This is a genomic window from Jiangella sp. DSM 45060 (genome assembly GCF_900105175.1).
Classification (GTDB): Bacteria; Actinomycetota; Actinomycetes; order Jiangellales; family Jiangellaceae; genus Jiangella.
The window spans coordinates 1,287,218-1,311,232 of sequence record NZ_LT629771.1 but is presented as its reverse complement, the minus strand read 5'-3'; the positions used below and the strand labels follow the sequence as shown (position 1 = coordinate 1,311,232).

Genomic DNA, 24,015 nt, shown 5'->3' with positions numbered 1-24,015 from the left:
TGTCTCCGTTGACGTTGGTTAACCGGTTTCGCACATCTGTGGGCATTGATACAGCCATGCGCCCAGCCGGGTCAAGGGCCGTATGCTTCCCGTCATGCGCGCAGCAGCACCGGTCACCCTCCGCGACGTCGCCGTACTCGCCGGGGTGTCGGTGGCGACCGCCTCGAAGGCGCTGCGCGGCGACCGGCGCATCTCCGAGGCGACCCGCGAGCGGGTACGGGCGACCGCCGACCGGCTCGACTACACGCCCAACGCACTGGCCCAGTCCTTCGCCAGCGGGCGCAGCCGGACCATCGGCGTCTTCACGCACCGCGCGCAGACCCCGTTCACCCGCCCGGTGCTGATCGGGGCGATCAAGGAACTGGGCCTGCTGGGCCACGCCACCCTGGTCTTCGACGCCGACGTGCGCGGCGGCCGCTGGCGCGACGAGGACGTGCGCCGGCTGCAGGCCCGCAAGGCCGAGGGCGTGCTGGTCGTCGGCACCAACAACGAGCTGGTCTCCCGGTCGGTCACCGACCGGTTCGACTCGCCGGTCGTGTACGCCTTCACCGACAGCGACGACCCCGCCGATCCGGTCTTCCAGATCGACAGCGCCGGCGCCGGCCGGCTGGCGGTCGAGCATCTGCTGGCCACCGGGCGGCGGCGGATCGCCCACGTCACCGGCGGCCGCGACAGCCTGTCCGTGCGCGGCCGCGAGACCGGCATGGCCGAGACGCTGGCCGCGGCCGGGCTCCGGACGGCACACCCGCCGCTGTACGGCGGCTGGTCACAGGACTGGGGAGCGACCGGCACCGAGCAGCTGATCACGGCCGGAGTGCAGCTCGATGCGATCTTCTGCGGCAACGACAGCATCGCCTTCGGCGCCCTTCGCGTGCTCGAGGCCCACGGCGTGCGCGTGCCCGACGACATCGCCATCGTCGGCGTCGACAACTGGGAGGGCGTCATGCTCGACCAAGGCACGCGGCGGCTGACCAGCGTCGACCTGCGACTGGAGCGGCTCGGCGCGGCCGCGGCGCGACGACTCGCCCTCGGCGAGGACGCCGACGACACCCACGCACCCGAGCCTGCCAACCCCCAGCGCCGCGTCGTCACCCCGGTGCTCGTCGAGGGTCCCAGCACCGCCACCGCCTGACGCCGCGCCCCGCTCCTCGGTCACCGGGACAGTCCGCCCGGAGCTCCTTGACAACCACCCGCGAGGTCTGCTCTTGTATGCCCAATGCGAAAGCGGTTTCGCATTGGTCGAGGAAGCGGGAGACTCGTTCGTGGGCCAGTCGACACAGAGCACATCCGACGGCGCCGGTCGCGTGCTGGTGACCGGAGCCGACGGGCGGATCGGCCGGGCGGTCACCAGCGCGCTGGCGGCCGCCGGACGTCCCGTCACCGGCCTCGCGCTGGAGTGGACCGGCCCGAGCGCCGCCGACCGGCTCGTCACCGGCGACGCCTGCGACATCGACGCCGTCGCCGAGGCGCTCGACGACGTCGCGGCGGTCGTGCACACGGCGGCGATCCCGCACCCCAATCTCGGCACGCCGTACGAGGTGTTCCGCGTCAACACGACCGCGACGTTCAACGTGCTCGACCAGGCCGGCCGGCGCGGGATCCGCCGGGCGGCCATCGCCAGCAGCATCAACGCGTTCGGCGTGCCGATGAACCGGCACGACGTCTGGCCGGCCTACTTCCCCCTCGACGAGGAGTTGCCGGTCCTGCACGACGACCCGTACTCGCTGGCCAAGTTCACCGACGAGCACACCGCACGGATGGCGCACAGCCGCTGGGGCATCGACGTGGTCGCGTTCCGGCTGGCCCACGTGCGCACCATGGAGGAGGCCGTGGAGGCGTCGGCCAAGCTGACGGCCGGCGCCGGCGCCGAGGTCCGCGTCGCCAGGGAGGGCTGGTCCTACATCGTGCTCGACGACGTCGTCCAGGCCTTCCTCGCCGCCCTCGACGCGCCGCTGACCGGTGCCCACGTGGTACTGCTGTCCGCCGACGACGTCCTGCCCGACATCCCCACCCACGAGCTGCTGACCCGGTTCGCGCCGCACGTGCCGACGCGTGCGCAGTTCCCCGACCGGACCGCCCTGGTCGACACGACCCGGGCCCGTGAGCTCCTCGGCTGGGCCCCGATCCATTCGGCGCACCGGCCCGGCCACATCCCTACTCTCGTCCCCAGCAAGGAGTTTCGATGAAGAGACACCAGCTCCGATCGGCGGCCGTGCTCGTGGCGGGCGCCGCCGTGCTCACCCTCACCGCGTGTTCGGACGACTCCGGCGGCGGCACCGGCGGCGACGGCGCAGGCGACGACCCCGTCGTCCTGACCGTCGGCGGCATGCCGACGGCGGAGAAGGCCGAGCAACTGGCCGAGTGGGACCGCCGCGTCGAGGAGTTCGAGACGGCCAACCCCGACATCGACATCGAGTCGGAGGAGACCGCGTTCGACGCGACCACGTTCAACGCGCTGGTCGCCGGCGGCCAGCTGCCCACGGTGTTCAACGTGCCGTTCACCGAGATGCGCGGGCTCATCGCGCGCCAGCAGGTCACCGACCTCACCGACCACCTGGAGTCGAGCGAGACGCTGTCGGCGATCAACCCGGTGGTCAACGAGATCGTCACGGACGACGAGCGCGTCTACGGCATCCCGTGGGGCGCCTACACGATGGGGCTGATCTACAACCGCCAGTTGTTCGAGCAGGCCGGCCTCGACCCCGACGACCCGCCGAGCACCTGGGACGACGTGCGCACGGCCGCGCAGGCGATCGAGGCGGCCACCGACGCGCAGGGCTTCGCCGCGATGACCACGCAGAACAACGGCGGCTGGTCGCTCACCACCATGAGCTACGGCTTCGGTGGCACCATCGTGAACGAGGACGGTACCGAGGCCGACGTCGACAACCCGGCCACCGTGGAGGCACTGGAGTTCCTGCGCACGCTGCGCTGGGACGACAACGTCATGGGGAGCAACTTCCTGCTCAACGCCGAGGACATCGCACGGCTGTTCGCCGGCGGCGGCGCCGGCATGTACGTCGGCGGGGCCGATGCCTACAACACGATGGTCACCAACAACGGCATGGACCCGGCCGCGTTCGGCGTCGCGCCGCTCCCCCAGCAGGACGACGGCATCGGCACCCTGAGCGGCGGCACCGTCGCCATCGTCAAGCCCGACGCGTCCGAGGACGAGATCGAGGCAGCCGTCCGCTGGATCGAGTTCCAGCGGTTCGAGAAGTACACCGACGAGCAGATCGCCAAGGACAACGCCGCGGCGTCGGCCGCCGACGGCATCCCCGTCGGCAAGCCGGAACTGCCGGTCGTCGACCGGGAGACCTACGACCAGTACCTGGGCTGGATCGCCGACTCGATCAACGTCCCGCGGGAGAACTACACCGCCTATCTCGAGTCGGTCGACGCGCTGCCGCTCGTCACGGAGCCGGCGGTCAAGGCGCAGGAGCTGTACGCGCTGCTCGACACCGTCGTCCAGGCCGTGCTGACCCGCGAGGACGCCGACGTCGAGGCGCTGCTGTCCGACGCGGACGCGTCCGCCCAGACCGCGCTCGACGCCGGCTGACCGCCATGCGTGCGCCCGCCGACGCCGGTGCCATGACGCCGCGAGGGACGGAGCCGGCCGAACCCGCCGGCGCCGGCCCGCGCCGGCCCGTCGTGGGCGGGCGCCGCACGTCACCGGCCGGGGCCGTGCGCCGCTGGCTGACCGACGGCGGGCCGTCCCGGCTGCTGTTCGTGCTGCCGCTGCTGCTCAGCTTCGGGTTCTTCGCCTGGTGGCCGATCCTGCGCTCGCTCGCGCTGAGCCTGCAGCGCACCAACTTCGTGACGTCGGAGTGGGTCGGGCTGGACAACTTCCAGGCCGTCCTGAACGACCCGCTGCTGCTCACCGCCACCCGCAACACGGTCTGGTACGCCCTGCTCGCGGCGGTCATCGGGTTCCCGCTCCCGCTGCTGCTGGCCGTCGTGATCACCGAGCTGCGCCGGACCCGCGGGCTGGCCTCGGCGCTGGCCTACCTGCCGGTCATCCTGCCTCCGGTGGTCGCGACGCTGCTCTGGAAGACGTTCTACGACCCCGGCGCGGACGGCTTCTTCAACTCGCTGCTGGGCAAGGTCGGGTTCGGCCCGATCGCCTGGCTCAACGACGGCGACCTGGCCATGCCCGCCATCGTCGTGCAGGTGACGTGGGCGACGTTCGGCACGGCCACGATCATCTACCTGGCCACGCTGATGAGCGTGCAGACCGATCTCTACGACGCCGCCGAGACCGACGGCGCGGGGTTGTTCCGCCGGCTCTGGCACGTCACGCTGCCGCAGCTGCGCGGCGTCATCCTCGTCCTGCTGCTGCTCCAGGTCATCTCGACCATGCAGGTCTTCACCGAGCCGTACATCATGACCGGCGGCGGCCCGGAGAACCGCACGGTCACCATCCTCATGCTCGTCTACCGCTACGCGTTCATCTCCGGCGACTACGGCCGGGCCGCGGCGCTCTCGCTGCTGCTCGCCGTCGCGCTCTCCCTGCTCTCGCTCGTCTACCTGCGGGCGACCCGGCGCTGGAGCACCTCATGACCCGCACCAAGGCCGCCGCGGAGGACCGGACCCTCGTCTCGACGCTGAGCCGCCGCGACCCGTTCGTCCGCACCCTGATCGGCCTGTTCGCGACGCTGGTGATCGCCTCGCTGGCCGTGGCCTGCGCCGGCCCGATGGCGTGGCTGTTCAAGGCGGCGACGTCGACGTCGACGGAGACGCTGGCCGATCCGTTGTCGGTCTGGCCGAGCGGCCTGCACTGGGAGAACTTCTCGATCATCTGGAACCAGGTCGACTTCGCGAAGTACTTCCTCAACACGGTCTGGCTGATGGCCGGCTCGCTCGTCTTCGGCCTGCTGGTGGCGACCACCGGCGGCTACTGGCTGGCCGTCCTCAAGCCGCGCGGCCGCGGCATCGTGTCCGCGCTCGTGCTGGCGACGCTGTTCATCCCCAGCGTGGTGTCGCTGGTCGCGCTGTACATGACGGTGGTCGACGTGCCGCTGCTCGACATCAGCCTCATCAACACGTTCTGGGCGGTGTGGCTGCCCAACGCGGCCAACGCGGTGGGCGTCCTGCTGGTCCAGCGCTTCTTCGCGTCGATCCCCGGTGAGATCTTCGAGGCGGCGAAGGTCGACGGCGCCGGGCCGGTGCGGCTGTTCGTCTCGATCGTGCTGCCGATGTCGCGGCCCATCCTCAGCGTGCTCTCGGTGCTCATGCTCGTCGGCGCCTACAAGGAGTTCCTCTGGCCGTTGCTGGTGCTGCCGAGCCCGGACGTGCAGCCGATCGCGGTCGTGCTGCCGCGGCTGGCCGAGAGCACCGAGTACGGCCCCTACATGGCGGCGCTGTTCATCAGCGCGATCGTGCCGATCCTGTTCTTCCTCGTCTTCCAGCGCCAGTTCCTGCGCGCCGCCGGCAACACCGGCTCACTGAAGGGGTAGTCGCACATGACCACGTTGAGGCCCGACGTCGCCGTCGTCGGTGGCGGGCTCGGCGGTGTGGCGGCCGCGCTGTCGGTGCTGCGCCTCGGCCGCACCGTCGTGCTGACGGAACCGACCGCGTGGCTCGGTGGCCAGCTGACGTCGCAGGGTGTCCCGCCAGACGAGCACGTCTGGGTCGAGCAGTTCGGCGTGACGCGCACCTACCGCGCCCTGCGCGACGGCATCCGCGCCTACTATCGCGACCACTACCCGCTGACGGCGGCCGCGCGGGCCGACCCCTACCTGAACCCGGGCCTGGGTCATGTCAGCCGGCTGTGCCACGAGCCGCGCGTCGCCGTGGCGGTCATCGAGCAGCTGCTGGCGCCGTACCGCAGCAGCGGGCGGCTGACGGTGCTGCACCACGTCCGGCCGCACGGCGTCGACGTGAACGGCGACACCGTCCGCGCGGTGGTCGTCCGCGACGAGGTGGGCCGCGAGACGCGGCTCGAGGCGCCCATGGTGCTCGACGCGACGGAGACCGGCGATCTGCTGCCGCTGGCCGGCGCCGAGTACGTCACCGGAGCGGAGTCGAGGTCGCAGACCGGTGAACCGCACGCGGCCGAGACCGCTGACCCGCTCAACATGCAGGCCGTGACCTGGTGCTTCGCCTTCGACCACGCGCCGGGCGACCACACGATCCCGCGCCCGCCCGAGTACGACCACTGGCGCTCGTGGGCGCCGGAGTTCTGGGGCGCGCCGCTGCTGTCGTTCACCGCACCCGACCCGCGCACGCTGCGCCCGGTCACCCGCACGATGCACGTCAACCCGTCGCACGAGCAGGCGGCCGTCGACGCCGCGGGCGACAAGGACCTGTGGACGTTCCGGCGCATCGCCGCGCGCCGCACCTTCGAGGACGGGTTCCTCGGCTCCGACGTCGTGCTGGCCAACTGGCCGATGCTCGACTACCTCGGCGGGCCGGTCATCGAGACCGCCGACGCCAAGGCGCATCTCGACGGCGCCCGCTCGCTCAGCCTGTCCTACGTCCATTGGCTGCAGACCGAGGCGCCGCGGCCGGACGGCGGGCAGGGCTGGCCGGGGCTGCGGCTGCGCGGCGACGTTCTCGGCACGGCCGACGGACTGGCGATGGCGCCGTACGTGCGCGAGGGCCGCCGCATCCGCGCGCTGTACACCGTCGTCGAGCAGGACGTCGCGGTCGCCGCCGGCGGCACCGCCGAGCCGGCCCGGTTCGACGACAGCGTCGGCGTCGGCATGTACCGCATCGACATCCACCCCACCACCGGCGGCGACAACTACATCGACGTCGAGTGCCGCCCGTTCGAGATCCCGCTGCGGTCGCTGGTGCCCGTGCGCCTGGCCAACCTGCTGCCCGCCGGCAAGAACATCGGGACGACGCACATCACCAACGGCGCCTACCGGCTGCACCCCGTGGAGTGGAACGTCGGCGAGTCGGCCGGCGCGCTGGCCGTCCACTGCCTGGAGCGGCGCACGCGGCCGCAGGACGTGGCCACGTCACCGGCCGCGACCCGGGAGCTGCAGGCCACGCTGACCGGCCTCGGCGTCGAGCCGCACTGGCCGCGAGTGCTCGGCTACTGACGCCACGATGAGAGGAGCACGACGAGACATGGGTCGACCAGTGCAGAGGGTGGCGGTGCTGGGCACGGGAGCCCGTGCCGGCACGTTCATCGACGCGCTGACCGCGGGCCGCTACGCGGCCGAGCTGGTCGCGATCGGTGACAGCAACCCGGGACGCCTGGACTACTACCAGCGCCGCATCGGCGGCGACGTCGTGCGGTTCGGGCCGGACGAGCTCGAGGCCGCACTGCGGGACACGGCGGCGACCGTGCTCCTCGTCGCCACACCCGACGCGACGCACGCGCAGTACATCGAGCGAGCCGTCGACGCGGGGGTCGACGTCATCGTCGAGAAGCCGCTCGCGGTGACCGCCGCGCAGACCCGGCAGATCGCCGCCGCCGTCGAGCGGACCGGGCGCTCCGTGCGCCTGGCGTTCAACTACCGGTACGCGCCGCGGAACACCGAGGTCAAGCGGCTCCTCGCCGCAGGCACGATCGGGCGCGTGACCGCGGTGCATTTCGAGTGGCTGCTCGACACCGCGCACGGAGCCGACTACTTCAGGCGGTGGCATCGGGAGAAGGACATCTCCGGCGGGCTGCTGGTGCACAAGTCCAGCCACCACTTCGACCTCGTCAACTGGTGGCTCGCCGACCGGCCCACCCGCGTCTACGCGTCGGGCGGGCTGCGGTTCTACGGCGAGCACGGCATCGTGCGGGACGCCGGCGACGACGTCCGGGACCGGTTCGACCTCACGATCGACGGCGACCCCTCGATCCGCGCGCTCTACACCGATCACGCCCACCACGACGGCTACACCCGCAACGAGAACGTCTTCGGACCGGGCATCACCATCGAGGACACCGTCGGGCTGGTCGTCGACTACGGGTCGCGCACCACGCTCACCTACAGCCTGACGGCGCACAGCCCGTACGAGGGCTACCGGGTCGCGTTCACCGGGACCCGCGGGCGCATCGAGCTCGACGTCGTCGAACGCTCCGCCGTCCTCGTCGACGGCCACGGGCACACCGTCATCGACCCGAGCGTCATCCGCGAGGCCAGCGGCCACGACCCCGTGCGTCCGCGCCGCGACGAGTTGCGCGTCCAGCGGCACTGGGAGTCCGCCGTGGTGCACGAACTGCCCGAGGTCAGCGGCTCCCACGGAGGCGCGGACCCGCTGCTGCTCGACGACCTGTTCGGTCCGGCCGTGGCCGAACCGGAGCTCGGCCGGGTGTCGTCGCATGTCGACGGAATCGCGGCGGTCGCGGTCGGCATCGCCGGCAACGCCTCGCTCGCGAGTGGGCAAGCCGTCGACCTCGCCGGACTGGACCTCGGGATCGGGTTCGACCGGTGAAGGTGCTGGTGACGGGTGGGTCGGGTCGGTTGGGTGTGGCGGTGGTGGAGGGGTTGTTGGGGTTGGGGCATGAGGTGGTGAGTGTGGACCGGTGTGCGCCGGGCCGGCGTCATGGTGGGGAGTGGTTCGCGGCTGATCTGGCGGTGGCGGAGGAGGCGCGGTGGGCGGTGGGGCGGGTGGGTCCGGACGCGGTGGTGCATTTGGCGGCGGTGGCGGTGCCGTTCAGCCGGCCGGAGGGGGAGATCTTGCGGGTGAACACGGCGTTGGCTCACCACGTGTGTGCGGCCGCTCTGGAGGCCGGGGTCCGCAGTGTGGTGGTGGCGAGTAGTCCGACGGTGGTGGGGTATGGCGCGCCGGGCGGGTGGGTGCCGTCGTATCTGCCGATCGATGAGGCGCATCCGGTGGCGCCGTGGCATGCGTATGGGTTGTCGAAGCTGGTGGCCGAGCAGGTGGTGCGGATGTTCGCCGCCCGGGCCGGTGAGCGGATGCGGGTCAGCGTCGTCCGGCCGTGTTACGTGATCGGCGAGGAGGAGTGGGCCGGGGCGCCGACGCAGTTGGGGCACACGGTGCGGGAGCGGCTGGACGATCCGTCGCTGGCGGCGGGGTCGTTGTTCAACTATGTCGATGCCCGTGACGCCGCGGACCTCATCGGGCTGCTGTTGTCGAGGGGGGATGAGGTGCCGAATGGGGAGACGTTCTTCGCCGGGGCGGCGGATGCGTTGGCGCGGGCGCCGTTGGCGGAGTTGTTGCCGCGGTTCCACCCGGGCACGGCTGGTCTCGCGTCGGCGTTGGTGGGTGACGCGGCGGCCTTCAGGAACGCGAACGCGGAACGGTTGTTGGGCTGGAAACCGGCACGATCTTGGCGGACGGAGCTGCGATGAAACTCGATGGTGTGTTGTTCTTCCCGGTGACCCCGTTCGACGGGTCCGGGGCGGTCGACGCGGGCGTGCTGGCCCTCCACGTGAAGGGCGGGTTGGAGCATGGGCCGGGGGCGGTGTTCGCGGCGTGTGGGACCGGCGAGTTCCACGCCCTGGACGCCGACGAGCACGAGCTGGTGGTGTCGACCGCGGTCGAGGCCGTCAACGCAGCGGTGCCGGTGTTCGCCGGCACCGGCGGTCCGCTCCCGCACGCGATCGCCTGCGCCCGCCGCGCGGAGGGGGCCGGCGCGGACGGGTTGTTGGTGCTGCCGCCGTATCTGGTGGCCGGGCCGGGCGACGGCCTGGTGGCCTACGTCGAGGCGGTCGCCGCGGCGACCGGTCTGCCGCTGGTGCTGTATCAGCGCGGCGGGGTGCGGTTCACCCCGGAGTCGGTGGCCCGGTTGGCGCGGCACCCGAGGGTGGTGGGGTTCAAGGACGGGCTGGGTGATCTGGACCTGATGCAGCGGATCGTGCTCGCGGTCCGGGCCGAGGCCGGTGAGGGGTTCTTGTTCTTCAACGGCATGCCCACCGCGGAGCAGACCCAGGCCGCCTACCGGGCGATCGGGGTGCCGTTGTATTCGTCGGCGGTGTTCTGCTTCGCCCCCCACGTGTCCCTGGCGTTCCACCACGCCCTGGCCACCGGCGACGACGCCCAGCGTGAGCGGCTGCTGGCGGAGTTCTTCACCCCGCTGGTGCGGCTGCGCGATCAGGTGCCCGGCTACGCCGTGTCGCTGGTCAAGGCCGCCGTCCGGCTGCGCGGCCTCGACGCCGGCGCCGTGCGCCCACCGCTGACCGACCCGTCCCCGGCCCACCTCGACCAGTTGCGCCAGTTGCTCGCGGTGGCCGATGGGCTCGCCTGACCTCATCGCCTCGGTGGCGACGCGGCTGCTGCGGCTGCCGCTGCGGCGTCCGTGGGGGCCGGACGTGCCGCGGGTGCACGTCATCGTCGTCGACGTCACCACCGCGGACGGCGCCACCGGGACCGGGTTCTCCTGGACCCCCACCATCGGCGCCACCGCCATCCGGGCCCTGATCGATGACGACTGCGCCGCGTTCGTCGTCGGAAAGCCGGCCCACCCCGAACCCGTGTGGGACGGGTTGTGGCGGCACCTGCACGAGGCCGGCAGCGGCGGCATCACCACCCTCGCCCTCGCCGGCATCGACCTGGCGCTGTGGGACCTGCGCGCCCGCCACCACAACACCGCACTCGCCGACCTGCTCGGCCGGCAACGAGACTCCGTCGAGGTCTACGGCAGCGGCGTCAACCTGCACTACCCCCTCGACCAGCTGGTCGCCCAGGCCGGGCGGTGGGTCGCCGCCGGCCACCGAGCGGTCAAGATCAAGGTCGGCCGGCCCGACCTGGGCGAGGACGTCGAACGGGTCGCGGCGGTGCGGGACGTGATCGGGCCCGGGCGCCGGCTCATGGTCGACGCGAACCAGCGCTGGGACCTGCCCGCCGCGCGCCGCGCCATCACCGCCCTCGCCCGGTTCGACCTCACCTGGGTCGAGGAACCCCTCCTCGCCGACGCCACCCGCGCCTACACCCAGCTCCGCGGCGCCGTCGACGTGCCGATCGCGCTCGGCGAGAACGCCCACACCCTGCACCGCTTCCGCGACCTGCTCGACGCCGGCGCCTGCGACATCATCCAACCCAACATCGTCCGCGTCGGCGGCATCACCCCGTTCCTGCGCATCACCGCACTCGCCCGCGCCCACGGCGCCACCCTCGCCCCCCACCTCCTCCCGGAACTGTCCGGCCAACTCGCCCTCACCCTGACCGAACCGACCCTCGTCGAGGACGTCGAAGACGCCTCCTTCACCGCCCTCGACTGCCTCACCACACCCAGCCCCGTCACCATCACCAGCGGCCACCTCACCGCCCACACCCGACCCGGCCTCGGCCTCACCTTCCGGGACGGTGCGTGACCGGCGCGCCGGCGATGCTCGTCCTCCCGGGCGGGGCCTACGAACGGCACGCGCCGCACGAGGGCGAGCCGGTGGCCCGGTGGCTCACGTCGCTGGGCATCCACGCGTTCGTGCTCGGCTACCCCGTGGCGCCGATGCGTCACCCCGCCGCCGTCGACGCCGCCCGCGACACGCTGGCCTGGATCCGCGGCGGCGACCACGGCCTCCCCGTCGACCCCCGGCGGGTCGGCGTCATCGGGTTCTCCGCCGGCGGCCATCTCGCCGCGTCGCTGTGCGTGGGCGACCCCGGCACGCGGCCCGACCTCTGCGTCCTCGGCTACCCGGTCATCTCGTTCGTCCACCAGCCGCACGCGCGAAGCCGCGTCAACCTGCTCGGTCCGGGCGCCGACGCGGAGCTGCGGCGCCGCGTCTCGCCCGACGACCACGTCGATGAACGGCACCCGCCGGCCTTCCTCTGGCACACCGCCAGCGACACCTCCGTGCCCGCCGGCCACTCGCTTCGCTACGCCTCAGCACTCGTCGACCACGGCGTGCCGGTGGACCTCCACGTCTTCGGTGCCGGCCACCACGGGCTCGGTCTCGCCGACCAGCCGGACGCCGCCCACCTCGAAGCCCGGCGCTGGACCGGCCTCTGCGCCGCCTGGCTGTCGTCCGCCGGCTGGGTGGCCTGACGGCCGCGGGTATCGAGGCCTCACCGGCCGGGCCGCATGCCAGGCGCGCTCGACGCGAACCCGGCGGCGTGGTCGCCCCGGGTACCGACGCGGGTCCGGCCCCGCAGCCAGAGCTCACGCCAGGCGAGCTCGATGCCGTCGGCGGACCGGCGCGTCTCCGGCGGCGACGGCGACCGGCCTCCTCCCGCCGTTGCGAGCTCGAAGGTGCCGGCCACGAACGCCTGACCGGCGGAGGCGAGGTCGAGCTCCACGGGGTGCTGGGCCGCCAGCAGGACGATCTCGACAGCGAGGCGGTCGCCGTCGCGCCGGATCCGCCCCCACGGCCGGGCGCCGCCGAAGTCCCCGTCCACCAGGCCGATCCGGCACTCCACACCGCCCGTGAGCACGCTCACCGTCGAGCCGAGCCCGAACACCGCGCCCGGCGTCGCCGCCTGCTCCCCTACCCGGACGACCGCGTCGCCCGCACCGGCGAAGTCGAACGCGACCACGAGTGCGGCCGCGAGGAAGGTCGCACCCCGGTCCAGCAGGTCCAGGTGCAGGTGCCGATCCCCACCCGGCGACGCGAACCCGACGACCCACAGCGCGGCGCTGCCGTCCTGGACGGAGGAGAACGAGCCCGAGGCGAAGTCGGCGCCGTCCTTGAGCACCCTGAGCCGCACCGACCTCGCCGGCCGGCGCCAGGGCGCTTCGCCCGCCACCGCCCACTGGGCCAGGAGGTTGCGACGCTGCAGCCAGGTGTCCGCCTGGTTGATGGTCCCGAGCGCCAGCACGGGATCCAGCCAGGTCGTCCCGACGATCTCGGGCACGGCGGCGCCGCCCCGCTGCTCGGGTGCGTCATCGATGGCCTCGCCGTGGGCGAACAGCTCGCGGCGCAGGATCCCCGCCGGCGGCGCGGTGAAGGCGGCCGCGCAGCCGGCGGGCACCGACGGCTCGAGCACCGCCGGCCAGACCAGCTCGACGTCGGGGCGCGGCTCGACCGAGCCGAACGGCGCCACGTCGCCCAGAGCGGTCCGCAGGAACAGCAGCAGCCCCTGGTTGCCGGCGGTGTCGTCGCCGTACGTACGCGACATCGGCCCGGCCAGCTGACCGGACGGAGCGTGCCACCGGGCGGCCAGGTGCCGCCAGGCGACCTCGCTCAGCCGCCCGGCGGTGGCGCGGACCTCGTCGTCGGCGAGGTACTGGCCGATCGCGGTGATGGCCTGTGTGGTGATGGTCCAGTACGTCGGGCTGTTGTACTCGACGAAGCTGCCCGTGGCGTCGACGTTCGCGGCGAAGCGCCGCAGCCGCTCCATCGCGTAGCGGCCGAGGACCGGATCGTCCAGCAACCGGCCGGCCGCGAGCGTCACGAACGTGCCCTTGGCCGCGATGTTCGTGTAGTCCATCGAGACGTCACGTCGCGCGATGGAGCGGGCAGCGTGATGGAGGGCGGTCCCGACGGCCTCCCGCGTGGCCGGGGTCAGGGCCTGCCGGTGCCGCAGCAGGACCATCGCGAGGGCGCGGCCGTTGAAGTCGGCCTGGTTCCAGTCCGGCGGCCGCATGTCACCGAGCGGTTCCTCGGCGTAGTAGCTCCAGAGTCCGTACGTGTCCGAGCGCGGATCGGTGTCCTGGTCCGCGACGCACCGCAGCAGGACCCGCTCCGCCCGCTCGTACCGGCCGGCCTCACACAGCGCAAGGGCGTACGACAGGCTCGCGACGTACCGGTGGGCGACTCCCGAGACGATGCGGGTGTGGATCGGGTTGTACGTCGCCTCGACCCGCAGCAACCCCCAGCCCGGGTCGTATGCGTCGTCGCCGGCCGAGCATGCCGCCGCCACCAGTCCGCGGCGCAGGTCAGCGTGCACGAGAACCACTCCTCTTCGTCTGCGCCCGCTCGGACGCAAAACCTTCTGCGTCACTCGCTACGATGTGTCGATGACCGATCCGAGGGACCGCGCGCGATGACCACGCGACCACGCCGCCACGCCGGCATCGCCGACGTCGCCGCACTCGCCGGCGTGAGCATGACGACGGTCTCGCACACGCTGAGCCGGCGCCGTCCGGTGTCCGCCGCCACCCGCGAGCGAGTGCTCGCGGCCATCGCCGAGCTGGGCTACGAGCCCAATGACCTCGCGCGGAGCATGGTCAGCCAGCGCACCAACACCATCGCGCTGGTGATCCCCGACATCACCAACCCGTTCTACACGTCGGTGGCGCGGGGGCTGCAGGACGCCATCCTGGCCGACGGCTACTTCGGCATCGTGTGCAACACCGACGCCCAGCCCGACATCGAGCGCCGGACCGTCCAGCAGCTGGTGAAGCGGCGCGTCGACGGCATCGCGTTCTCCGGCTACTACCAGCATCAGGACGACATCCGTCCGGCGGTCTCGGTGGGCATCCCGGTGGTGCTGCTGGGCAGCCACCGCCCCGAGGAGGGCTACGACGTCGTCAACGGCGCCGACCACGAGAGCGCCGCGGAGGCGACGCGCTACCTGTTGTCGCGAGGCCACCGCCGCATCGCCTTCATCACCGCGCCCGCCGGGGTCGGCGCCCCCGCCGTCCGGGTCGAGGGGTACCACGCCGCGCTGCGCGAGGCCGGCGTGGCGGCCGATCCCGCGCTGCTCATGCGCGCGCCGGTCAGTCGCGACGGTGGCGGCGTGGGCATGGCGGCGCTGCTGGACCTGCCGCAGCCACCCGACGCCGTCATCGCCACCAACGACGTCGTCGCCATCGGGGCGATGCAGGCCGCGCTCGCCCGCGGGCTGCGCATCCCCGACGACGTCGCCGTCATGGGCTTCGACGACATCGAGGCCGCGGGCCTGATCACCCCGAAGCTGACCACCATGGCCAACCAGTCGCACCAGATCGGCTTCGCCGCCGGCCGGCTGCTGCTGCAGCGCATCGCCGGCGAGGGCCCGCCGGAGCCCCAGGAGCTCGTGTTCTCGGCGCAACTCCGACGACGCGAGTCGGCCTGACCGGCGTCGTCGGGGCGTCACGGCGCGGCGAAGCCGCCGTCGGGCCCGCGGACGCCCAGGACCCACTCGTCCATCCGGGCCAGGCCGGGCGGGTGGGCGGCGGCCGCCTTCTCGTCGAGGTCGATGCCCCAGCCGGGCGCCTCGTTGGGGCGCAGCCACCCGCGCTCGATGCGCAGCGTTCCGGGGAAGACCTCGTGCACGGGCTCCGGGTACACATGCCCCTCCTGGATGCCGAACGCGTGACTCGTCACGTCCAGGGCGACGTTCGCGGCGGCGCCGATCGGCGACACGTCCGCCGGCGAGTGCCAGGCCGTGCGCACGCCGGTCAGCTCGGCCAGCACGGCGATCTTGCGCGCCGGCGACAGTCCGCCGATCGCGGAGATGTGACAGCGGATGAGGTCGACCCCGCCGTCGCGGACCAGCCGGACCGCCTCGGTGAACGACGTGGCCAACTCGCCGACGGCGATCGGCACCGGCGACGCCTCGCGCACCTCGGGAAGCCGGTCGAAGTACTCCGGCGCCAGCACGTCCTCGAGGAAGAACAGCCGGTACGGCTCGAGCGACCGGGCCAGCAGCACGGCCTGCTTGGGCGTGAGCCGTGAGTGGACGTCGTGCAGCAGCTCGACGTCGTCGCCCAGTTCGGCCCGCGCGGCCGCGAACAGCTCCGGGGTCGTGCGCAGGTAGCGGTGCACGCTCCAGCCGTCCGGGTTCGGCGCGCCCGGGTAGCCGCCCCGCGCGCCGGGCGCGCCGTAGGTGCCCAGGCCGGGCTGCCCGACCTGCAGCCGGATATGGGTCCAGCCGGCCTCCATGAACCGCCGCGCGTCGGCCAGGGTCTCCTCGACGGTCGCCCGCCCGGCGTGGATGTAGGTGGCGGCGGCCCCGCGGACCCGCCCGCCGAGCAGCTCGTACACCGGCATCCCGGCCCGCTTGCCGGCGATGTCCCACAGCGCCATGTCCAGACCCGACAGCGCGTTGTTGCCCACCGGGCCATTGCGCCAGTAGCTGCCGTAGTGCACGGCGCGGGTGATGTCCTCGATGTCGGCCGGGTGCCGGCCCACCACCAGGCGCTCGAGGTGTTGCTCGACGTAGGCCACGACCGAGTGCCAGCGCTGGGTGAACGTGGCGCAGCCGAGACCGTACAGTCCCGGCTCGTTGGTGTCGACGCGGACGATGACCAGCGGCGTGCCGCCCGGCGCCGTCGCGACGGCTCTGACGCCGGTGATGCGCAGACCGTCGCGGTGCGGCCACGGCGGCGCGACGTTCCCGAGCTGGGTGGGCACCTCCAGCTGGGGGTCGGCGGTCGAGGTGGTCACGGTCATGGTCTCCTCATCTCGGTCGGCAGGTCGCGGATCTCGTCGGAGTCGGGCAGGAGGTGCTGGGCGGCGAACCCCAGCAGCTGCTCGGCGCGGGAGAGGTCGACGGGCGCGGTGCGGCCCGGCGCGTCCCGGCGGCGCGGCACCGCCGGATAATAGGCGTCGAGCAGGTCGTTCGTCAGGTACGGCGCCGACGTCCGGGGGGCGGCGGCGAACACGACGTGCGACCCCGCCAGGTCGACCCGCAGGGCCAGGTCCAGCGCCCGGGCGGCGTCGCGGGTCTCCAGGTACAGCCACAGGTCGCGGGCGCCGATCCCGGGGTCGGCGGTCACCTGTGCGGCGTGCTCGGGCAGGCGATCGTCGAGCTCGTCCACCTCCCCCAGTCCGCCGACGAACGGGAACCGCAGCGACACCACGGTCAGGTCGTGCCGGCGGGCCATCGCGTCGGCCGTCACCTCGTCGACGTACTTGGACAACGAGTACGGGTCGGCGGCCTCGGTGGGGAGGTCCTCGTCGAGGGGCACGTACGCCGGCGCCACCTCCGTCCGCGGCGACCAGCCGAACCCGAGCGCGTTGATGCTGCTCGCGATGGCGGCGTTCCGGATGCCGTGCTCGCCCGCCGCGTCGAGCACGGTGAAGGTGGCTGCGGTGTTGCCGGCGAAGACCTCGTCCGGCGTGCCCAGCGTGGGCGCGGGGATCGCGGCCAGGTGGACGACGGCGTCCACGCCGTCCAGCGCGTCACGGACGGCGGCCCGGTCGGTGGCGCTGCCCACCACGACGCGGTCGGCCTTGAGGTCGCCGGGATCGTCGAGGACGAGGGCGGTGACAGCGACGCCGAGCTCCCGGAAGCGCCTGACCGCGGCCCGGCCGATCATGCCGGCGGCACCCGTGACCAGCACGTGGTCGACGCTCATCCCTTCAGCGCCCCGGCCTGCCCGGCGCCGCGGAGGAACTGACGCTGGAACACGAGGAACAGCAGGACCGGGATGATCACCGAGATGAACAGGCTGGCCATGAGCAGGCTCATCTCCGACGTCTGCTCCAGCCGCGGCAGGACCACCGACAACGGCTGCAGGGTGGGATCGGGCAGCACCAGCATCGGCCAGAGGAACTCCTTCCACGCGGCCATGATCGTCAGCAGCGAGATGACGCCGATGATCGGTTTCGACATGGGCAGCACGATGCTCCAGAAGATGCGGAACGGCCCGGCCCCGTCGACCTTCGCCGCCTCGAACAGGTCCCGAGGCAGCCGGTCGAAGACGCGTTTCATCAGCAGGACGTTGAACGCGCTCGGCGCGGCGGGCAGCCAGACCGCCCAGAACGTGTTGATGAGGTTCCGCTCGACGATCGGGACGTCGAGGATGATGAGGTACGACGCCACGAGCGAGACCACGCCGGGCACGAACAGCGTCGCCAGCACCGCCCCGGTGATGATCGGGCCGTACTTCGGCCGCAACACCGACAATGCGTAGCCGCCGGTCAGCGCCACGAGCAGGCCGAAGAACCAGGAACCGAGCGCGATCCACACCGTGTTCAGCAATGCCCGGCCGATGTGCACCAGGGTCCACGCGTCACTCAGGTTCTGCCACTGGATGCCGCTCGACCACAGCCCGAACGGCGCGCGGATGATGTCCTGACTCGTCGACACCGCCGACTTGAACAGCCAGAGCAGCGGGCCCCCGCTGATCAGCAGCAGCCCAGCGACGACCACCACGACCAGGACGCGCAGCCCGAGCCGGACGCCGGGGCGCCGCCGGTCGTTCGCCGACAGCACGCTGCGCTCGCCGGCGAACGTCGGCTCCTTGCGGCGCCGGCCGCGGGAGTCGCCCCCGGCCGCGTCCTCGGCGTGTTCTGCGGCGGTGTCGACGGTCGCGCTCATGTCGTGCTCCATTTCCGCGTCGCCCACAGGTAGATGCCGGACAGCAGACACAGCGCCAGGGCCAGCATCAGGCTGAGCGCGGTGGCCTTGCCGTAGTCGCTGGCCAGGAACGCGTACCGGTAGATCAGCATGAGGATCGTGACGGTGCGGTTCTCGGGACCGCCGTTGGTCATGATGAACGGCTCGGTGAACACCTGGAACGTGCCGATGAGTTGCAGCAGCAGCATGATCAGCATGATGCCGCGCAGCTGCGGCAGCGTGACGTGCCAGATGCGCCGCCAGATGCTGGCGCCGTCGACCTCGGCCGCCTCGTAGAGCTCCGACTGGATCGACATCAGCGAGGCCAGGTAGATGATGGTGGCCGCGCCGAAACCGGCCCAGCACGCCTGCACCACCATGCTCGGCATCGCCGCCGTGCCGTCCTGCAGCCAGGGATACGGCCCCAGGCCGACCCAGCCGAGCATCGTGTTGAACACACCGCTCTCGTCCGGACGGTAGAAGGTCTTCCACAACAGCACCGAGACGACCGGCGGGATGATCGTCGGGATGTAGGCGAGTCCCGCCGCGAAGCCGCGGGCCTTGCGCAGCTCGGCGATGAACACCGCGGTGATGACCGGCACCGGGTAGCCGATGACCACGGCGAGGATGGTGAACCACGTCGTGTTCCACGCCGCCGTCCCCAGCAGCGGGTCGGCCAGGACCCGCTCGAAGTTGTTCCAGCCCACCCACTCGGCCGGGCCGATGAAGTTCGTCTGCTGGAAGCTCAGCACGAGGCTCTTGAGCACCGGCCACCAGGAGAACAGCGAGAACAGCACGATGAGCGGCAGCAGGAAGACCAGCGTGCTCAGCCCGCCGCCCCGCACCCACGTCACCGGCGTGCGCCGCCGCCGTCGAGGCGGCGGCGCCGGCCGCACGGCGCTCGCGACGTCCTTGTCGATCACCACCACGGTCGCACTCCTTCCGTCGTGCGCGAGGGACGTCCAGGGCCCGCTGCGGGGACCCCGGACATCCCTGACATCGAGGGTCAGCCCGCCTGGATGAGGGCGTTGACGTTGTCCTCGGCCTCGGCCAGCAGCGCGTCGATGTCGGCGTCCTCGCGGGTCAGCACGGCCTGGACGACGGGGTCGAGCGCGGCGTAGAGCTCCTGCCCCTTGACCGGCGGCTCGGCGACCAGCGGGACGTCCTCGATGGACGTGAGGTAGTACTCGGCGTTCTCGCGCGGCACGTTGATCATGTCGTCGATCCAGACCAGCCACTGGTCGTAGATGTCCTGGCTGACGATCGGGAGCTCCGGCGCACCCACCGCACGGCCGTCCTTGAACGCACCGTCGGCGCTCTCGCGCGCGGCCTGCTCGCTGTAGTACTTCTCGAAGCGGTTGAACTGGATCCAGGTGATGGCCGCGTCGACCTCTTCCGGGGTCGCCCGGGCGCTGATCACGTCGACCGAACCGCCGGACAGCGCGGCCGCCTCGTCGCCCTCGAGCGGCAGGGGCGCGACGCCGAAGTCGTCCGGCGGCAGCCCGCGGGTGTCGATGAGGTCCCTGTAGGCGTCGGCGCCGCCGATGAACATGCCGGCCCGGCCCGCGCCGAACTCGTTGCGGGAGTCCTCCCAGTTGACCAGGAAGTTGGAGCCCATCGTGTTGTCCTCCCACCGCAGCGCGCGGAGGAACTCCAGCGCCTGTTTGGTGGGCTCGGCGTTGAACGAGGCCGTGGCGGTCTCGCCGTCGATCTCCTCCATCTGGCCGCCGAACGCCGCCGACATCGCGGTCAGCGTCCAGCCGCCGACGTTCTCGGTGGTCATGCTGATCAGGCCGGGGACGCCGGTCTTCTCCTGGATCGTCTTCGCCGCCGCCCGGATGTCGTCCCACGTCTTCGGCGGGTCGTCGGGGTCGAGGCCGGCCTGGGTGAAGAGCGCGCGGTTGTAGATGAGACCGGCCGTGTACGCGGCGTACGGCACTCCGTAGACGCCGCCGCCGGGTGCGGTGACGACGTCCATGAGGCCCGGGTTGAGGTCCTCGAGGAACCCGGCGCCCTCGAGCTGCTCGGAGATCTCGGCCGTCTGGCCGCGCGCGGCCAGACCCTGCACCTCGGTGAACGGGAGAGCGGTCACGGTCGGCTCGGTGCCGCCGGCGAGCATGGCCGGGAAAGTGTCGGCCGCCCAGCGGTACTCGGTCGCCTCGATGGTGATGTGCGGGTGGTCCGCCTCGAACCGCTCGATCTTGTCGAGCATGCTCTGGCGGCGCTCGGGCTCCTCGGTGGGCGGCAGGTCGTTGATCGAGATGGTCACCGGGGCGTCGACGTCGGGCGTGTCGCCGCCGTTGCCGCTCGCGGGATCGTCGTCGCTGCTCGACGTCCCGCAGGCCGCCAGCGCCGCCACGAACGTGGTGCTCAGCACGGCCACGACCGTGCGCCTGAAGAGGGGTTTCGCCATCGGAACTCCTTGTGACGTACAGAGATGATGGGGGCCGCACGTCCGATCGGGCCGCGGCGGGACGGAGCGGTGGCTCGCGTTGCAAAGCCTTTTGTGTTGGCCCAACGTGCCACACCGAGGCAGTCGAGTCAACGGTTCGTTTCCAGAGAGTGACCAGGCGGAATCGAGACCATGATCATCTCCTCACGGCGCCGGCGGCGCTCGTGAGCGAACCGATGTCGGCGATTCGGAGCTCCCGCATTCCGGCCGGCGACGCCCCTTGTGGACGCACCCCACTCTCCGTGTACGCTCCACAAAGCCTTTTGCGTCGTTGGTGCCGAGTTCCGAGGGAGCCCTGTGTCGAATCCGCCGCCCGTTCCCGATCCGCCGGTCCGCGTCGCCCTGGTGGGGACCGGCGCCATCGCCGACAACGTCCACCTACCGGCACTGCGGTCGCTCGGCGCCGCGGTCCGGGTCGAGGCGGCGATGGACATCGACGCCGGGCGGCTGGCCGCGACCGCGGCGCGCTGGGACATCGGCGCCACCTACGACGACCTGGACCTGCTGCTGAAGGAGACCCGCCCCGATCTCGTCGTGATCTGCTCGCCGCCGGCCGTGCACCGCGAGCAGGTGATCGCGGTGCTGGAGGCAGGGGCGTGGGCGTGGTGCGAGAAGCCGCCGGTGCTGTCGCTGGCCGAGTACGACGACATCACCGCCGCCGAGGCCGAAGGGGGCCCGTACGCCGCGATCGTGTTCCAGCACCGTTTCGGCAGCGGTGCGCGGCGGGCCGGCCGGCTGCTGAACCAGCGCCTGCTCGGCCGGCCGCTCGTGGGGCACTGCCAGACGACCTGGTTCCGTGACGACGCCTACTACGCGGTCCCCTGGCGTGGGCAATGGGCGACCGAGGGCGGCGGGCCGGCGATGGGCCTGGGCATCCACCAGATCGACCTCTTCCTGCACCTGCTCGGCCCCTGGTCCGAGGTCACCGCGTTCGCCGGACGGCTCGCCCGCGACGTCCGCACCGACGACGTCACGACGGCCGCCGTCCGGTTCGAGAACGGCGCGCTGGGCACCGTCGTCAACTCGTCGCTCTCGCCGCGTCAGACCAGCTACCTGCGCATCGACTGCGAAGCCGCCACCGTCGAGCTGCAGCACCTCTACGGCTACACCGACGACGACTGGACCTACACGCCGTCGCCGGGCACGCCGCCGGAACAGGTGGCGGCGTGGCTGCCGTCCGAGCCGGGCGAGCCGAGCAGCCACCGGCCGCAGCTCGCCGCGCTGCTGTCGGACCTGCGCGCCGGCCGGCGACCGGCGACCAGCGGCGGGAGCGGCCGGGCCGCCCTCGAGTTCATCACCGCCATGTACAAGTCCGCGCTCACCGGCCGGACCGTCGCCCGCGGCTCGATCGGTCCGGGCGATCCCTTCTACACCGCCGTCAACGGCGGGATGGAGCTCCCATGACCCTGGTCGTCACTCACACCCATGGCCACGACGTGTCGGTGCGGGCCGGCGACGTCGAGCTGGCCCGCTACGTCTACGAACCGTTCCCCCAGCGCTGGGAGGCGCCCAAGCCCTACATCCACCCGCTGCGTACCCTCGCCGGCGACGTGGTGACGATCTTCCGGCCGCACGACCACCGGTGGCACAAGGGCTTGCAGCTCACCGCCACCGACGTGTCCGGGACGAACATCTGGGGCGGGCACACGTACGTCCGGGGCGAGGGCTACCAGGTGCTGGACAACCTCGGCGCGATGCGCCCGAGCGGGCCGCCCGCGATCCACCCGGCGCCGGGCGACGTCACCGTCGACCACGACCTGGTGTGGGTCGATGCCACGGATGCTCCCCTTGCAACCGAGCGGCGCACGCTGCGCCTGCACGCCGTCGACCTCGACGCCGGCACCTACGCGCTCGACGTCACGACCCGCGTCAGCGGCGCCGGCGACGCGGCGCTGACCCTGGAGAGCCCGAACGTCCGCGGCATGACGGGCTCGGGCTACAGCGGCCTGTGGTGGCGCGGTCCGCGGTCGTTCACCGACGGCGCCCTGGTCACCGCCGACGGCGTCGTCCCCGAGGACGAGCTGCGCGGGCGCAGCGTCGCCGACGTCCCGTGGGTCGCGTACATCGGCCGCCACGACGACGTCGACCGCTCGTCGACGCTGGTCTTCACCACCGCGCCGGAGAACAAGGGCGACAGCGCGCACTGGTTCACCCGCACCGGCGACTTCGCCGGCATCAATCCGTCCTGGGCCTTCCACGAACCGCTGGTGATCCCCGCCGGTGAGGCCCTGCACCGGCGGTACCGGGTCGTCGTCGCCACCGGCGAGCACCCTGCGGCCTCGATCGCCGACACTCTCGCCACGATCGACTGGTGAGGCTGCCCGATCCGCTCCGGTGCGCCGACGGCACCCGCGTCGACTCCGCCGCCGAGTGGTGGTCGCGGCGCCGCCCGGAGCTGGCGGCGATCTTCCGGCGCGAGGTGTACGGGCCGGTCCCGCCGGCCGGCCCGGCGCCGCCGGCCGAGCTGGTGCGGGAACGCCGGTCCGGCGAGGTGATACTCCGCGAGCTGGCGCTGACCTGGCCGGGCCGTGCGCCGGTGACGGTCCAGGCCGCGCTCCCGGCCCGGTCGGCTGGGCCGGCGCCGGTGGTGGTGAGCCTGAACGCCGCCGGTCCCGGCGGCGTCGCCGGGCATCCCCGGTGGCCGCTCGGGCTCGTCGCCGGGCGCGGCTACGCGGTCGTGACCGCGGACTACGAGCGGTTCCGGCCCGACGATCCCGGCGCGCCCCACGACGCGGGCACGGCGCCGGCCGGGGTGCCCGCGATCGCCGCCTGGGCCTGGGGCTTGAGCCGGCTCGTGGACGTCGCGGTCGGTCTGCCGGAGGCCGATGCCGGCCGGGTCGCCGCCGGCGGTCACTCCCGGCTGGGCAAGGCGGCGCTGCTGGCGGCCGCGTTCGACGACCGGATCGGCCTCGCGCTGGTCAACCAGGCCGGCTGCGGCGGCAGCGCACCGAGCCGCACCAGCAACCCGCGGGCCGAGACGGTCGCGCACATCACGGCCGCGTTCCCGCACTGGTTCGCCGACCGGTTCGCCACCCATGCCGCCGACCCCGATCGCCTGCCGGTCGACCAGCACTGCCTGGTCGCGCTGTGCGCGCCGCGCCCGGTGCTGTTCACCTGCGCCGCCGGAGACCAGTGGGCCGACCCGGCCGGCCAGCTGGGGGTCCTGCGCGCCGCGTCGCCGGTCTACGAGCTCCTCGGCGCCGACGACCTCGGTCTCGACGGCCTCGGCGTCGGCGCGTCGCCGCCCGAGGACCGGCTGATCGGCGGCCGGCTCGGCTTCCGCCTCCGCCCCGGCGGCCACGATCTCACCCCCGCCGACTGGGCGACCTGGCTCGACCACGCCGACGGCTGGCTCACCGGACCGCACGTGACCGCGCCCGCACGGCGCTGACGTCAATCCGCTGAGCGGCACTCCACGCGCCTTCGGGTGACGCAAAGCGTTTCGCACCGATGTCTTGCGGATGACCGGTTCACTCCGATACGTTCCACAAAGCCTTTTGCGTCCGGCC

At 72.4% G+C, this 24,015-nt stretch carries 21 protein-coding genes; 15 read left to right on the top strand and 6 right to left on the bottom strand.

Features of this window, described 5'->3' with window-relative positions; all coding sequences use genetic code 11:
• Positions 1–94: 94 nt before the first annotated feature.
• From BLU82_RS05840 to BLU82_RS05790, 11 genes are all read left to right on the top strand, one after another.
• Entirely contained in the window at positions 95–1,132 is a 1,038-nt protein-coding gene (locus BLU82_RS05840; RefSeq protein WP_092625499.1) for a LacI family DNA-binding transcriptional regulator, read from the top strand.
• Between the two features lie 172 nt (positions 1,133–1,304).
• Positions 1,305–2,186: an NAD(P)-dependent oxidoreductase gene (locus tag BLU82_RS05835; protein WP_197682761.1), complete on the top strand. Its 882-nt coding sequence runs from the start codon at positions 1,305–1,307 to the stop codon at positions 2,184–2,186.
• Positions 2,183–3,559, top strand: a complete 1,377-nt coding sequence (locus BLU82_RS05830; protein ID WP_092616963.1) for an ABC transporter substrate-binding protein — start codon at positions 2,183–2,185, stop codon at positions 3,557–3,559. The genes BLU82_RS05835 and BLU82_RS05830 overlap by 4 nt, the downstream gene beginning before the upstream one ends.
• Before the next feature lie 5 nt (positions 3,560–3,564).
• Positions 3,565–4,560 (top strand): carbohydrate ABC transporter permease, encoded by a 996-nt coding sequence (locus BLU82_RS05825; RefSeq protein ID WP_197682760.1) that lies wholly within the window; start codon positions 3,565–3,567, stop codon positions 4,558–4,560.
• Complete coding sequence (locus tag BLU82_RS05820) at positions 4,557–5,456, top strand: carbohydrate ABC transporter permease (RefSeq protein ID WP_172885543.1); 900 nt, start codon at positions 4,557–4,559, stop codon at positions 5,454–5,456. Before BLU82_RS05825 ends, BLU82_RS05820 begins: the two co-directional genes overlap by 4 nt.
• A gap of 6 nt (positions 5,457–5,462) precedes the next feature.
• Positions 5,463–7,049: an FAD-dependent oxidoreductase gene (locus BLU82_RS05815; protein ID WP_172885542.1), complete on the top strand. Its 1,587-nt coding sequence runs from the start codon at positions 5,463–5,465 to the stop codon at positions 7,047–7,049.
• A gap of 28 nt (positions 7,050–7,077) precedes the next feature.
• Positions 7,078–8,379 (top strand): Gfo/Idh/MocA family protein, encoded by a 1,302-nt coding sequence (locus BLU82_RS05810; protein WP_092616960.1) that lies wholly within the window; start codon positions 7,078–7,080, stop codon positions 8,377–8,379.
• Positions 8,376–9,260 (top strand): NAD(P)-dependent oxidoreductase, encoded by an 885-nt coding sequence (locus tag BLU82_RS05805; RefSeq protein WP_092616956.1) that lies wholly within the window; start codon positions 8,376–8,378, stop codon positions 9,258–9,260. The genes BLU82_RS05810 and BLU82_RS05805 overlap by 4 nt, the downstream gene beginning before the upstream one ends.
• Entirely contained in the window at positions 9,257–10,156 is a 900-nt protein-coding gene (locus BLU82_RS05800; RefSeq protein ID WP_092616953.1) for a 5-dehydro-4-deoxyglucarate dehydratase, read from the top strand. Before BLU82_RS05805 ends, BLU82_RS05800 begins: the two co-directional genes overlap by 4 nt.
• Positions 10,143–11,222: a mandelate racemase/muconate lactonizing enzyme family protein gene (locus BLU82_RS05795; RefSeq protein WP_092616950.1), complete on the top strand. Its 1,080-nt coding sequence runs from the start codon at positions 10,143–10,145 to the stop codon at positions 11,220–11,222. Before BLU82_RS05800 ends, BLU82_RS05795 begins: the two co-directional genes overlap by 14 nt.
• Positions 11,219–11,893 (top strand): alpha/beta hydrolase, encoded by a 675-nt coding sequence (locus BLU82_RS05790; protein ID WP_197682759.1) that lies wholly within the window; start codon positions 11,219–11,221, stop codon positions 11,891–11,893. The genes BLU82_RS05795 and BLU82_RS05790 overlap by 4 nt, the downstream gene beginning before the upstream one ends.
• Before the next feature lie 20 nt (positions 11,894–11,913).
• Here BLU82_RS05790 and BLU82_RS05785 read toward each other — a convergent pair whose 3' ends face one another.
• Entirely contained in the window at positions 11,914–13,734 is a 1,821-nt protein-coding gene (locus BLU82_RS05785) for a hypothetical protein (protein WP_172885540.1), read from the bottom strand.
• 96 nt (positions 13,735–13,830) lie between these two features.
• Between BLU82_RS05785 and BLU82_RS05780 the strand changes: the two genes are divergently transcribed.
• Positions 13,831–14,844 carry a LacI family DNA-binding transcriptional regulator gene (locus BLU82_RS05780; protein WP_172885539.1) on the top strand — a complete coding sequence of 338 codons (1,014 nt, stop codon included), beginning with the start codon at positions 13,831–13,833 and terminating at the stop codon, positions 14,842–14,844.
• A 17-nt stretch (positions 14,845–14,861) separates the two neighbouring features.
• Here BLU82_RS05780 and BLU82_RS05775 read toward each other — a convergent pair whose 3' ends face one another.
• The 5 genes from BLU82_RS05775 to BLU82_RS05755 form a co-directional block, all read right to left on the bottom strand.
• Positions 14,862–16,163 (bottom strand): enolase C-terminal domain-like protein, encoded by a 1,302-nt coding sequence (locus BLU82_RS05775; protein ID WP_092616940.1) that lies wholly within the window; start codon positions 16,161–16,163, stop codon positions 14,862–14,864.
• The gene (locus tag BLU82_RS05770) at positions 16,160–17,071 is read right to left on the bottom strand and encodes an NAD(P)-dependent oxidoreductase (RefSeq protein WP_092616937.1); all 912 of its coding nucleotides are present in this window, start codon (positions 17,069–17,071) and stop codon (positions 16,160–16,162) included. Before BLU82_RS05770 ends, BLU82_RS05775 begins: the two co-directional genes overlap by 4 nt.
• Positions 17,068–18,036, bottom strand: coding sequence for a carbohydrate ABC transporter permease (locus BLU82_RS05765; protein ID WP_092625489.1), 969 nt, complete (start codon positions 18,034–18,036; stop codon positions 17,068–17,070). Before BLU82_RS05765 ends, BLU82_RS05770 begins: the two co-directional genes overlap by 4 nt.
• Positions 18,033–18,983: a carbohydrate ABC transporter permease gene (locus tag BLU82_RS05760; protein WP_092616934.1), complete on the bottom strand. Its 951-nt coding sequence runs from the start codon at positions 18,981–18,983 to the stop codon at positions 18,033–18,035. The genes BLU82_RS05765 and BLU82_RS05760 overlap by 4 nt, the downstream gene beginning before the upstream one ends.
• Before the next feature lie 77 nt (positions 18,984–19,060).
• Positions 19,061–20,467, bottom strand: coding sequence for an ABC transporter substrate-binding protein (locus BLU82_RS05755; RefSeq protein ID WP_092616931.1), 1,407 nt, complete (start codon positions 20,465–20,467; stop codon positions 19,061–19,063).
• Between the two features lie 336 nt (positions 20,468–20,803).
• Here BLU82_RS05755 and BLU82_RS05750 point away from each other — a divergent pair, with 336 nt between their 5' ends.
• The 3 genes from BLU82_RS05750 to BLU82_RS05740 are packed head-to-tail and all read left to right on the top strand — an operon-like array spanning position 20,804 to position 23,897.
• On the top strand, positions 20,804–21,910 hold the full coding sequence (locus BLU82_RS05750) for a Gfo/Idh/MocA family protein (RefSeq protein WP_092616927.1): 1,107 nt from the start codon (positions 20,804–20,806) through the stop codon (positions 21,908–21,910).
• Positions 21,907–22,821: a PmoA family protein gene (locus BLU82_RS05745; protein WP_092616923.1), complete on the top strand. Its 915-nt coding sequence runs from the start codon at positions 21,907–21,909 to the stop codon at positions 22,819–22,821. The genes BLU82_RS05750 and BLU82_RS05745 overlap by 4 nt, the downstream gene beginning before the upstream one ends.
• Positions 22,818–23,897, top strand: a complete 1,080-nt coding sequence (locus tag BLU82_RS05740; RefSeq protein ID WP_092616920.1) for a hypothetical protein — start codon at positions 22,818–22,820, stop codon at positions 23,895–23,897. The genes BLU82_RS05745 and BLU82_RS05740 overlap by 4 nt, the downstream gene beginning before the upstream one ends.
• Positions 23,898–24,015: the final 118 nt, after the last annotated feature.